Here is an 11,982-nt window from a genome sequence, read left to right as displayed (position 1 = left end):
GTCACCGCCGGACCGCGGCCCCATCCGAAGGAGGACTGAGGCGATGAATTTTTCCGTGTTCCCGCCCGAGGTCAACTCAGTATTGATGTTCACCGGCGCGGGACCGGCTCCGCTGTTGCACGCCGCGACCGCCTGGGACGGGTTGGCCCAAGAGCTGGGTTCAGCGGCGTCCTCGTTTGGCTCGGTGACTGCGGGACTGGTCGGTCAGTCCTGGCAGGGGCCGGCAGCGACGGCTATGACCGCGACGGCCGCACCCTATGCCGGTTGGCTGACTGCCGCCGCGGAACAAGCGGCCGGCGCAGCCGCGCAGGCACGGATTGTGGCCGCTGTGTTTGAGGCCGCCCAGGCCGCGACGGTGCAGCCGATGGTGGTGGCGGCCAACCGTTCTCAAATGGTGCAGTTGGTGCTGTCGAATCTGTTTGGCCAAAATGCGCCGGCGATCGCGGCCGCCGAGGCGCTCTATGAGCAGATGTGGGCCCAGGATGTGGCGGCGATGTTCGGCTATTACACCGGGGCGTCGGCGGTGGCGGAGGCGATGACGCCGTGGCAGCAGCTGTTGCAGAATATCCCGGGGCTGAGCGCCCTGGCAGCCGTGAGCAATATCGGCACCGCGAACCTTGGCTCGGGCAACATCGGCAGCATCAACCTAGGCAACGGCAACACCGGTAACGCGAACGTCGGCGGCGGAAACAAGGGCGGCAACCTCAACCTCGGCAACGGAAACCTCAACGGCATCCTGAACTTGGGCGACGGCAATACCGGCAGTTTCAACCTGGGCAGCGGAAACACCGGCAACAGAAACATCGGCGGTGGTAATCGCGGCAACGGAAACATCGGCTTCGGAAACTCGCAGGCCACCGCCGGTGGAAACGTAGGCAGCGGGAACAGCGGCAGCGCGAACCTCGGCAACGGCAACACCGGCAACCTCAACGTCGGCAGCGGGAACTTCGGTAGCTCCAACAACGGCTTCGGTAACCGCGGCAGCGCCAACTTCGGCGACGGGAACTTTGGTAGCAACAACATCGGCAGCGGCAACCGGGGCAGCTTCAACCTGGGCTTGGGCAACAAGGGCGATTTCAACATCGGCTTCGGAAACACCGGCAGTAACAACGTCGGCATCGGCCTGACCGGAAACAACCAGGTCGGCATCAACCTCAACGGGTTCAACGGTGGCCTCGGAAATGTTGGCCTATTCAATTCAGGCAACAACAACGTCGGCTTCTTTAATTCGGGTGACGGCAACTGGGGTATCGGAAATTCTGGCAACTTCAACACCGGCTTTGATAACGCCGGGAACACGAACACCGGATTCTGGAACTCGGGCAGCATCAACACCGGCTTCTCGAATACCACCAACACCAACATGGGCTTCGGAAACTCAGGGAACGGCAATTTCGGTTTCTGGAATGCCGGCCCCAACAATATGGGCGTTGGAAATGGCGGAGCCTTCAGCGTGGGGGCTTTTAACTCCCCACTTGGCGCAGGTGCCGTGGGCTTTGGAAATTCGGGGGCCAGCGTTGGCTACGGTAATTCGGGTTCAGGTAACACGGGCTTCTGGAACTCGGGCAATACCAACACCGGTTTCTGGAACTCGGGCAACGCCAACACCGGCATCGGTAACGCCGGTGGTGTCAATACTGGCTTCGGGATAGCAACCAACAGCGGTCTAACAAGCTCCGGCTTCGGAAACACCGGCGTTGGCACCTCGGGCTGGAACAACAACGGAAACAACACCTCCGGAGTCCAGAACGTCGGCAATAATAGCGAAGGCTACGGGAACACTGGCAATGGCCAAACCGGCTTCCAAAATACCGGGAGCCTCAACCACGGGTTCTTCAATTCGGGCACCAATGATGTAGGTTTCTACAATAGCGCCAACCTCAACATTGGCTACGGAAACGGCGGCGGGCCGGGCAACGTCGGCTTTGTGAACACCGGCTCCGACAACTCGGGTTACGGCAACACCGGCGTGCGGAACTCGGGCATCACGAACTCGGGCACCGATAGCTCGGGCAGCAACCATGCGGGCGTCAAGGAATCGGGTTTTGCGCCGTAATCGCGTGGCCAGTCGCTAGCCTGGCCAGCCGAGCCGTCGGTGGGCGGCGGTAAGTTTGGACCGACATGAGTGTGCACGCAACCGATGCCCAGTTCGAAGCGGACCAGCTGCTTGACGGCCTTAATCCACAACAGCGCCAGGCAGTGGTGCATGAGGGCGCTCCGCTACTGATCGTCGCGGGCGCAGGTTCGGGCAAGACGGCGGTGTTGACTCGGCGGATCGCCTACCTGATCGCGGCCCGCAGGGTAGGGGTCGGCCAGATCCTGGCCATCACCTTTACCAACAAAGCCGCCGCCGAGATGCGAGAACGCGTGGTGCGCCTAGTCGGCGACCGGGCCCGCCATATGTGGGTGTCCACGTTTCACTCCACGTGCGTGCGGATCCTGCGCAATCAGGCGTCGCTGATCGAGGGCCTGAATTCCAATTTTTCCATCTACGATGCCGACGACTCCCGGCGGCTGTTGCAGATGATCGGCCGCGACCAGGGGTTGGACATTAAGCGGTACTCGCCGCGGCTGCTGGCCAATGCGATCTCCAACCTGAAGAACGAACTGATCGACCCGCACCGGGCGCGGTGCGACCTCACCGATGACGCCGATGACTTGACCCGCACCGTGGCATCGGTCTACGCCGAATATCAGCGGCGTCTACGGGCTGCCAATGCGCTGGACTTCGACGATCTCATCGGCGAGACGGTCGCGGTGCTGCAGACTTTCCCGAACATCGCCCAGTACTATCGGCGGCGGTTCCGCCATGTCCTGGTCGACGAATACCAGGACACTAACCATGCGCAGTACGTGCTGGTGCGCGAGCTGGTCGGGCGCGACACCGAAGATGACGTGCCCCCAGCTGAGTTGTGCGTCGTCGGCGACGCCGACCAGTCGATCTATGCGTTTCGTGGGGCCACCATCCGCAACATCGAAGACTTCGAGCGCGACTACCCGGACGCCACAACGATTCTGCTGGAACAGAACTATCGCTCGACGCAAAACATCTTGTCGGCCGCCAACTCGGTGATCGCCCGCAACGCCGGACGCCGCGAGAAGCGGCTGTGGACCGACGCCGGCGAAGGGGAGTTGATCGTCGGCTACGTTGCCGACAACGAACACGACGAGGCCAGATTCGTCGCCGAAGAGATCGACGCGCTGGCCGAGCGTCGCGAAATCACCTACAACGACGTCGGCGTCTTCTACCGCACCAACAACTCGTCGCGCTCATTAGAAGAGGTGTTCATCCGCGCCGGAATTCCCTACAAGGTCGTTGGGGGAGTGCGCTTTTACGAACGCAAGGAGATTCGCGACATCGTCGCCTATCTGCGTGTGCTGGACAATCCCGGTGACGCGGTCAGCATGCGGCGCATCCTCAACACCCCGCGTCGCGGTATCGGAGATCGCGCCGAGGCGTGCGTGGCTGTCTATGCCGAGAATACCGACGCCAGTTTCGCCGACGCGCTACACGCTGCGGCTCAGGGCAAGGTGCCGATGCTCAACACGCGCGCGGCGAAGGCTATCGCAGGCTTTGTGGAGATGCTCGACGAATTGCGCGGTCGCCTCCATGACGACCTAGGCGACCTGGGTGACCTGGTCGAGGCGGTGGTCGAAGGCACGGGTTATCGCCGGGAGCTCGAATCGTCGACCGACCCGCAGGAGCTGGCACGCCTGGACAACCTCAACGAACTCGTCAGCGTCGCACACGAATTCAGCACCGACCAAGCGTTGGAAACCAGCGAAGCCGCTGCGCTCGCACCCGAGAACGAAGACGTCCCTGATACCGGTGTGCTCGCCGCGTTTCTGGAACGGGTCTCGCTGGTTGCCGACACCGACGAAATCCCGGAGCACAGCGCGGGTGTCGTCACGCTGATGACGTTGCATACCGCCAAGGGTCTGGAATTCCCGGTGGTGTTCGTGACCGGGTGGGAAGACGGCATGTTCCCGCACCTGCGGGCGCTAGACGATCCCACCGAACTCTCCGAGGAACGGCGGCTGGCCTACGTCGGCATCACCCGGGCCCGCCAACGGCTGTACGTCAGCAGGGCCATCGTCCGGTCGTCGTGGGGTCAGCCGATGCTCAACCCGGAGTCGCGGTTTTTGCGGGAGATCCCACAGCCGCTCATCGACTGGCGCCGCCTTGCGCCCAAGCCGTCGTTTAGTGCGCCGGTGAGCGGAGCTGGCCGGTTCGGCACCGCACGTTCGGCGCCGACTCGTTCTGGCGCGGCGAGCAAGCGGCCGCTGCTGGTCTTGCAGGCCGGCGACCGCGTCACCCACGACAAGTACGGCCTGGGCCGTGTCGAGGAAGTCTCCGGTGTCGGCGAATCGGCAATGTCGCTCATCGACTTCGGCAGTTCGGGACGGGTAAAACTGATGCATAACCATGCACCGGTCGCCAAGCTCTAACGCCCTTGCGCCGAGCGTGCACTCAGCACGAAAAATACGCGAAATCGTCGCAGTGACAACACGTTCGGCGCAACGTGAGCTTGTTACCCCACCACCCAGCGGGTGGTCCGCGGATGTAGCGCCAGCACCACGGTGGCAATCGGCAATACCGGCAGTGCGTTGACAATCCACGCGACATGCGCACCCGCGATGAAGATGCCGCCGTAGGTCAGCACCGCAACCACCGCGCCCGTCGCGATGAGATAGCGCCCGACGGGTCGACGGAGCAACAGCATGATCACTCCCGCGACGGTAGATATCGCGAACACCAGCGCCAAGAACCCGACCGCGACGCAAAAGAGTCGGTCGGTTTGCCACCATCCGGCAATTAGGTCGGTGGCCACTACTGAGGTAGCCCAGCCGCTGACAATGCTGACCGCGGCGGCCGAGACCGCTGTCCACGGGCTCGGTTCAGTGGTGATCGCTGCGGACAGCGATGGTAGCTGCGCTGCACGAGCCGTTTCGTCCAACGATGCTGGGCGGCCCGGAATTTGGGTGGTCGTTGACTCGGCGGCGAGGGGCAGCGGCCCGGTTGGCGTCCGCCGGATGATGCGGGTCCGTGGTTCTTGGGACGCCTTGGCGGGCTCTGGCGGGTTCTCGCGCGCGGGGGGATTGTTGGGCGCGGTCACCGGTCAGCCGGCGTAATTGCCGACATAAAGTCCGCGCTTGGCCAGCCACGGCACCGGGTCGATGCGCTCGGTGCCGCCCAGCAGCACTTCGAAATGAAGGTGTGGACCGGTGGAGAAGCCCCGGTTGCCCATGGTGGCGATTTGGTCGCCTGCCATCACGCGATCCCCGACGTCGACCAATGTGCTATTGACGTGACCGTACAGCGTTACAGTGCCGTCGGCGTGGCGCAGCTTGACCCACATGCCGTAGCCGGCGGTGGGACCCGCGTCGATGACCACGCCATCAGACACCGCATAGATCGGGGTTCCGATGGCGTTAGCGAGGTCGATCCCGGCGTGTAGAACGCCCCAGCGGTAGCCGAAGTTCGAGGTGAAGATGCCCTTGGTCGGCATGACATACAGCGGCTGCTGCAGTCGCGCCTCGCGTTGCGCCCGTTCCTGAGCGAAGGCCACGCCACGGGCAAGCTCCGCATTGTGGACTGCAATCATTTCCGCGGGCTGCGCGGCGATGACTTGGGCGCCTCGGGGCGCTTCGCCACCGGACCCACCCGTGAGGGTCGACGCGTTGGCGGTCAGCACCGTGTCGGTACTGGCGGTCTCGGACTGATGGGTCGCCGTATGCGCCGCGGCGGCTGCCGCACCGGCGGCCATGGCGGAGATCAGCAGGCGGCCCTTGGTCGCACTGGTCGGCTGCTTGCGGTGCTGGCCGCCGCGTCGGGGCACCGGAGTGACATTCGTGGAGTGGATGCGTGGGGCGATTCGATCGCTGCTGAGCTCGATGGTCGCCGGCGCCAGCACGTCCGTGGGCGCGGCCAGCCAAGCGGGGGTTACGTCATCGATTTCATGCAGATCATCGAGCTCGGGCGCCCGAAGCAGCTGCGCCTCGGTGTCGAACTCGGGATCGCCGAAGTCCAATTCATCGAGATCGGCCAGCTCCAGCTCGTCGAACTCGTCGAATCCGTCGAGGGGGATGATCTCGGTGATTTCGTTGTGGTGGAGCCGACGATCGCGGCGTGCGCGAGTCGCGACAGTGGCTGCACTGCGGGCAGATCGGTGCTGGGACAACCTGAAATGTCCTCGTATCGTGACCATATCGTGATCTGGACCCTGAGACGGTATCCGCTGACCAATAGGGCTGGCAACCTCAGGCAACCAACCCGGCCCAAAATGTGATCTTGATCACGCCAGGGTCCCCCTCGCAGTCCATGTTGCGCCACACCGGCAGGTGCGATCGCGGCGCTTGTTCGGCGTCTAGATACAGTTCCAGTTGTCAATTCTGGCACCGCCTCCCTACAGGCCCCGCAGCAAGCCGAGCGAAGACAGTGAGCCCATGGACCTTTTCGAGTATCAAGCTAAGGAATTGTTCGCCAAGCACGGCGTACCCGGCACACCGGGCCGGGTGACCGACACCGCCGAAGGCGCGCGGGCCATCGCGGCGGAGATCGGTCGTCCGGTCATGGTCAAAGCGCAGGTCAAAACGGGTGGGCGCGGTAAGGCGGGCGGTGTCAAGTATGCCGCTACCGCCGACGAGGCCTATGAGCACGCCAAGAACATCCTGGGCCTGGACATCAAGGGCCACATCGTCAAGAAGTTGCTGGTCGCCGCGGCCAGTGACATCGCCGAGGAGTACTACCTTTCGTTCCTGCTCGACCGAGCCAACCGCACCTTCTTGGCGATGTGCTCGGTGGAGGGTGGCATGGAGATCGAAGAGGTGGCCGCCACCAAGCCCGAACGGCTTGCCAAGGTTCCGGTCAGCGCGGTCAAGGGCGTCGACCGGGCCTTCGCGCGGTCCATCGCCGAGCAGGGTCACCTCCCGGCCGAGGTGCTCGATGCGGCCGCGGTCACTATCGAAAAGCTGTGGGGGGTTTTCGTCGGCGAGGACGCCACCTTGGTTGAGGTTAACCCGTTGGTGCGCACACCCTCCCGCGGGGAGGATGACCCAGGCCAGATCTTGGCGCTGGACGGCAAGGTCACGCTGGACGCTAACGCGGACTTCCGCCAGCCCGACCACGCCGAATTCGAGGACCGCGCGGCCACCGATCCGCTGGAGCTGAAGGCCAAAGAGCACGACCTCAACTACGTCAAACTCGAGGGTCAAGTGGGCATCATCGGCAACGGTGCGGGTTTGGTGATGTCGACCCTCGACGTCGTGGCCTATGCCGGCGAAAAGCACGGCGGGGTCAAGCCGGCCAACTTCCTCGACATCGGCGGCGGAGCCTCAGCTGAGGTGATGGCCGCCGGCCTGGACGTCGTTTTGAGCGACCAGGATGTCAAGAGCGTGTTCGTCAACGTCTTCGGCGGCATCACGTCGTGTGACGCCGTGGCTACCGGGATCGTCAAGGCGCTGGAAATTTTGGGTGACGAGGCCAACAAGCCGCTGGTCGTGCGCCTGGACGGCAACAACGTCGAGGAAGGCCGACGCATCTTGGCGCAGGCTAATCACCCGCTGGTGACGCTGGTGCCGACGATGGACGAGGCCGCCGACAAAGCCGCCGAGCTGGCGAGCGCCTGAAAGGACTTGCGGACATGTCGATCTTTTTGAACCAGAACAACAAAGTTATCGTCCAGGGCATCACCGGCAGCGAGGCCACCGTTCACACCGCACGCATGCTCAAAGCCGGCACCCAGATTGTTGGTGGTGTCAACGCCCGCAAGGCCGGCACCTCCGTCCAGCACAAGGACGTCAACGACAAAGACATCGAGCTGCCGGTGTTCGGCAGTGTCGTCGAGGCCATGGCGAAGACCGGTGCCGACGTCTCGATCATCTTCGTGCCGCCCCGCTTCGCCAAGGACGCCATCATCGAGGCCATCGACGCGGAGATCCCGCTGCTGGTGGTTATCACCGAGGGGATCCCAGTGCAAGACACCGCCTACGCCTGGGCCTACAACGTCGAGAAAGCGGGGGCGAAGGGGCCGCTCATCCGCATTATCGGACCTAACTGCCCGGGCATCATCACCCCGGGTGAGTCGCTAGTCGGCATCACACCGGCCAACATCACCGGGCCTGGTCCCATCGGATTGGTGTCCAAGTCGGGCACGCTGACCTACCAGATGATGTTTGAGCTGCGTGACCTCGGCTTCTCGACTGCCATCGGGATCGGCGGCGACCCGGTGATCGGCACTACGCACATCGACGCGATCGAGGCATTCGAAAAGGATCCCGACACCAAGCTAATCGTGATGATCGGTGAGATTGGTGGTGACGCCGAAGAACGCGCGGCCGACTTCATCAAAGCCAATGTGTCCAAGCCGGTGGTCGGCTATGTCGCGGGCTTCACCGCGCCGGAAGGCAAGACCATGGGCCACGCGGGTGCCATCGTGTCCGGGTCCTCCGGAACCGCAGCCGCCAAGAAGGAGGCCTTGGAGGCGGCTGGTGTCAAGGTGGGCAAGACCCCGTCTGAGACGGCGGCGCTGGCCAGGGAGATCCTGACCAGCCTGTAGCAGTCTCATGGCCGACTGCTCGCGGCTAAGCGAACGCGGCGAGCTTGCCGGCCAATCGCTCCACGTAGGCCGCCACCTCGGCTTCGCTGCGGTCCGGCAGCCCGAAGAGTACCTCGGTCACACCAAGCTCGGCCCAGCGAGCTAGCTTCTCGGGCACCGGCTTGAAGTCCAGCGCCACGATCTGCGGAGTCCCGCCACGACCAGCACGGGCCCAAGTGTCCTGCAGCAACCTGACCGGCTCGTCGATGTCCACGTCGCGCGGAGTGGTGATCCAGCCGTCGGCGCTGCGGGCGATCCACCTGAAGTTCTTTTCGGTGCCGGCGGCGCCTACAAGAATCGGAAGGTGCGGCTGCACCGGCTTGGGCCACGCCCAGCTGGGCCCAAACTTGACGAACTCGCCGTCGTAGGCGGCCTCCTCTTGGGTCCACAACGCCCGCATCGCTTCAAGGTATTCACGCAACATGGTGCGTCGGCGTCCGGGCACTACGCCGTGGTCGGCGAGCTCGTCGGTGTTCCAACCGAACCCCACGCCGACGCTTACCCGACCAGCGGATAGATAGTCGAGGGTGGCAATGCTTTTCGCCAATGTGATCGGGTCATGCTCGACGGGTAGCGCGACCGCGGTCCCCAGTCGCACCCGGGATGTGACCGCCGATGCCGCGCCCAAGCTCACCCACGGGTCGAGGGTGCGCAGATAGCGGTCGTCGGGCAGCGATGCGTCGCCTGTCGTCGGATGGGCAGCTTCGCGCTTGATTGGGATATGAGTGTGTTCCGGCACGTAAAAGGTGTGAAAGCCGTGGTCGTCGGCGAGTTTGGCGGCTGCCGCCGGGGAGATGCCGCGGTCACTGGTAAAAAGCACAAGCCCGTAATCCATAACCGGGATTAGAACGTGTTCTATCTGGAGCGGGCAAGTGGTCCCGGGGCGAAGGTGGCAAGGTCGCTCCGGCGCGAGTGAGGGTACGTGCGCTAGCGTGGGTGAGCGAATTGTGTCGCAGGGAACAAGCGTCGCAATGCAACAGGCGCCGCGACGGCACCGTAATAGGAGGAGCCATGACCTACTCGCCGGGGAATCCCGGATATCAGCCCGCGCAGTCGGCCGGCTCCTATGGAGGCGCCACGCCGTCGCTCGCCAAGGCGGACGACGGGGTCAGCAAGCTCCCGATGTACTTGAGCATCGTGGTGACAACACTGGGCTTCGTGGCATATCTCGCCAGCTTCGGGCCCATGTTCACGGTCAGCTCCGAGCTTGGCGGTAGCGGTAGTGAAGTGTCCGGCGACACCGGGCTGGCTGTCGGGCTGGCGCTGCTGGCCGCACTGCTCGCCGCCGTCAGCGTGTTGCCCAAGGCCAAGAGTTACGTGGCAATCGTCGCGGTTGTTTCCGTGTTGGGCGTGCTGCTGATGATCGCGGCGACATTCAATAAGCCCAGTGCGTATTCGACTGGCTGGGCGCTATGGATCGTCTTGGTGTGCATCGTGTTTCAGACGGTTGCGGCGGTCGGCGCACTGCTCTTGGATGCGGGTGTGGTTGCGGCGCCGGCACCGCGACCCAAATTCGACCCTTACAGTCAATACGGCCAATATGGCCAATACGGGCAGTTCGGCGGTCAGCCGGGCGGTTACTACGGTCAGCCGGCTGCACAGCAGCCCACGCCTAACCTGCAGCAATCCTCCGGGTACGGATCGCAATACGGAGGGTATTCGTCGACCCCGGGCTCGAACCCAGCGACCGGCGGATTCGGGGCCCAGCCACCCGCGCAGTCGGGGCCCCAGCACGCGCCGGGTCCGTCGACCCCACCTACCGGTTTCCCGAGCTTCAGCGCGCCACCTCCGGTCAGCGCCGGCACCGGATCCCAAGCGGGTTCGGCTCCGGTCAACTACTCAAACCCACCAGGGGTACAGCAGTCTTATGGTCAGGGCCAGGGCCAGCAGTCGTCCTCACCTGGTTCGGCGCCGGTCTAGCCGGGCGCTCTCGCGCGGAGTAAGGCACGTGCGCGAAGAGTGACAAGGGTGTCGGCAAAAAGCGAGGACAACCGGGCAGCGGGTGCCCGCCAGGCGCGCGACCTTGTCAAGGTGGCGTTTGCACCTGCTGTGGTAGCTCTTGTCATCATTGCGGCGGTCACGCTGTTGCAGTTGCTGATCGCCAACAGCGACATGACGGGCGCGCTGGGTGCGATCGCCAGCATGTGGCTGGGCGTACACACGGTGCCGATCTCGATCGGTGGTCGCGAGCTGGGGGTTATGCCGCTGCTGCCGGTGCTGCTGATGGTGTGGGGCACGGCGCGTACGACGGCGCTGGCCACCGCGCCGAACTCGTCGTGGCTCGTCGTCCGATGGGTTGTCGCATCGGCGCTGGGCGGTCCCCTACTGATCGCGGCGATTGCACTGGCAGTCATCCACGATGCGTCCTCGGTTATCACCGAATTGCAGACGCCGAACGCGTTGCGTGCGTTCATCAGTGTGCTGGTGGTGCATGCCATCGGAGCCACGATGGGGGTGTGGTCGCGGGTAGGCAGACGTGCACTCGCGGCCGCACTGCTTCCTGGTTGGCTAGGTGATTCGCTGCGCGCCGCTGCCGCCGGCGTCTTGGCATTGCTTGGTCTTTCCGGCATGGTGACGGCAGGTTCGCTGATTGTGCACTGGGCGACCATGCAGGAGCTGTACGGCATCACCGATTCGATATGGGGACAGTTCAATCTCACCATTCTCTCGGTGCTGTATGCGCCCAACGTCATCGTCGGCGCTTCGGCGGTTGCGGTCGGGTCTAGTGCCCACATTGGCTTTGCCACTTTCAGCTCGTTCACTGTGTTCGGCGGCGATATTCCCGCCGTACCGATCTTGGCTGCAGCGCCGACGCCGCCACTGGGGCCGGCGGGCGTGGCGCTGCTGATCGTTGGTGCGTCGTCTGGCGTCGCAGTCGGCCAGCAGTGTGCGCGGCGGCCACTGCCCATTCTTCCGGCCACGGCCAAGCTGGTGGTCGCGGCGGTTGCAGGCGCCTTGATCATGGTCCTGCTTGGGTACGCCGGCGGCGGCCGGCTGGGCAACTTTGGCAGCGTCGGCGTGGACGTGGGCGCCTTGTTTGTTGGTGTGCTGTTCTGGTTCACCCTGGTGGGTTGGCTCACAGTGGTCATGGCCGGAGGGGTCAGGCGTCGACCCGGGCGGCCGAAACCGCGGCCGGGCCCAGCCGTTGTCGAGGAACCGCACGCTGTACCTCTTGACGAGGATCAGCCGGGGGATGCTGCCGAAGATTTGCCGCTCGAAGACGATGCCGCCGCGGCCGGTGAATCGCAATCGGAGCCAGACTCACCGCGCGAGGAGTAGCCGTGGTGCCTGCCCGCCGCGGCGGCCCCAACATCTAGACGAACACCCGTGGCTTGAAACCCCGGCCTCGACTTGCCAGTAGTCGCTTGCGCGGCCGGCATCGTCG

General features: G+C 64.1%; 9 protein-coding genes. 6 read left to right on the top strand and 3 right to left on the bottom strand.

The window, feature by feature from the left end:
- Nucleotides 1–43 precede the first annotated feature (43 nt).
- Together F0Q45_RS20335 and pcrA are read left to right on the top strand one after the other, a co-directional pair.
- On the top strand, nucleotides 44–2,056 hold the full coding sequence (locus F0Q45_RS20335) for a PPE family protein (protein ID WP_149655662.1): 2,013 nt from the start codon (nucleotides 44–46) through the stop codon (nucleotides 2,054–2,056).
- A 65-nt stretch (nucleotides 2,057–2,121) separates the two neighbouring features.
- Nucleotides 2,122–4,449 (top strand): DNA helicase PcrA, encoded by a 2,328-nt coding sequence (gene pcrA, locus F0Q45_RS20330; protein ID WP_149655661.1) that lies wholly within the window; start codon nucleotides 2,122–2,124, stop codon nucleotides 4,447–4,449.
- A gap of 83 nt (nucleotides 4,450–4,532) precedes the next feature.
- Here the strand turns inward: pcrA and F0Q45_RS20325 are convergent, their stop codons facing one another.
- Nucleotides 4,533–5,117 carry a hypothetical protein gene (locus F0Q45_RS20325; RefSeq protein ID WP_188113048.1) on the bottom strand — a complete coding sequence of 195 codons (585 nt, stop codon included), beginning with the start codon at nucleotides 5,115–5,117 and terminating at the stop codon, nucleotides 4,533–4,535.
- A gap of 3 nt (nucleotides 5,118–5,120) precedes the next feature.
- Entirely contained in the window at nucleotides 5,121–6,182 is a 1,062-nt protein-coding gene (locus F0Q45_RS20320; protein WP_262491084.1) for a peptidoglycan DD-metalloendopeptidase family protein, read from the bottom strand.
- A gap of 265 nt (nucleotides 6,183–6,447) precedes the next feature.
- On the opposite strand from F0Q45_RS20320, the gene sucC reads away from it, so the two are divergent.
- Complete coding sequence (sucC, locus tag F0Q45_RS20315) at nucleotides 6,448–7,629, top strand: ADP-forming succinate--CoA ligase subunit beta (protein WP_149655659.1); 1,182 nt, start codon at nucleotides 6,448–6,450, stop codon at nucleotides 7,627–7,629.
- Nucleotides 7,630–7,643: 14 nt separating this feature from the next.
- On the top strand, nucleotides 7,644–8,558 hold the full coding sequence (gene sucD, locus F0Q45_RS20310) for a succinate--CoA ligase subunit alpha (RefSeq protein WP_149655658.1): 915 nt from the start codon (nucleotides 7,644–7,646) through the stop codon (nucleotides 8,556–8,558).
- 25 nt (nucleotides 8,559–8,583) lie between these two features.
- Here sucD and F0Q45_RS20305 read toward each other — a convergent pair whose 3' ends face one another.
- Nucleotides 8,584–9,432 carry an LLM class F420-dependent oxidoreductase gene (locus F0Q45_RS20305; RefSeq protein WP_149655657.1) on the bottom strand — a complete coding sequence of 283 codons (849 nt, stop codon included), beginning with the start codon at nucleotides 9,430–9,432 and terminating at the stop codon, nucleotides 8,584–8,586.
- Nucleotides 9,433–9,608: 176 nt separating this feature from the next.
- On the opposite strand from F0Q45_RS20305, the gene F0Q45_RS20300 reads away from it, so the two are divergent.
- Entirely contained in the window at nucleotides 9,609–10,517 is a 909-nt protein-coding gene (locus F0Q45_RS20300; protein WP_149655656.1) for a DUF5336 domain-containing protein, read from the top strand.
- A gap of 39 nt (nucleotides 10,518–10,556) precedes the next feature.
- Complete coding sequence (locus F0Q45_RS20295) at nucleotides 10,557–11,876, top strand: cell division protein PerM (RefSeq protein ID WP_223163928.1); 1,320 nt, start codon at nucleotides 10,557–10,559, stop codon at nucleotides 11,874–11,876.
- Nucleotides 11,877–11,982: the final 106 nt, after the last annotated feature.

Origin of the sequence: Mycobacterium simiae, assembly GCF_008370645.1 — a bacterium.
In the GTDB taxonomy this organism is placed as follows: domain Bacteria; phylum Actinomycetota; class Actinomycetes; order Mycobacteriales; family Mycobacteriaceae; genus Mycobacterium; species Mycobacterium simiae_A.
The sequence above is the reverse complement of the archived record's forward strand: the minus strand, read 5'-3'. Positions and strand labels throughout refer to the sequence as shown.

Bases quoted from the DNA above. Each gene is read 5' to 3' on its own strand.
- F0Q45_RS20335 (WP_149655662.1), top strand. From the start codon at position 44: ATGAATTTTTCCGTGTTCCCGCCCGAGGTCAACTCAGTATTGATGTTC.
- pcrA (WP_149655661.1), top strand. From the start codon at position 2,122: ATGAGTGTGCACGCAACCGATGCCCAGTTCGAAGCGGACCAGCTGCTT.
- sucC (WP_149655659.1), top strand. From the start codon at position 6,448: ATGGACCTTTTCGAGTATCAAGCTAAGGAATTGTTCGCCAAGCACGGC.
- sucD (WP_149655658.1), top strand. From the start codon at position 7,644: ATGTCGATCTTTTTGAACCAGAACAACAAAGTTATCGTCCAGGGCATC.
- F0Q45_RS20305 (WP_149655657.1), bottom strand. From the start codon at position 9,432: ATGGATTACGGGCTTGTGCTTTTTACCAGTGACCGCGGCATCTCCCCG.
- F0Q45_RS20300 (WP_149655656.1), top strand. From the start codon at position 9,609: ATGACCTACTCGCCGGGGAATCCCGGATATCAGCCCGCGCAGTCGGCC.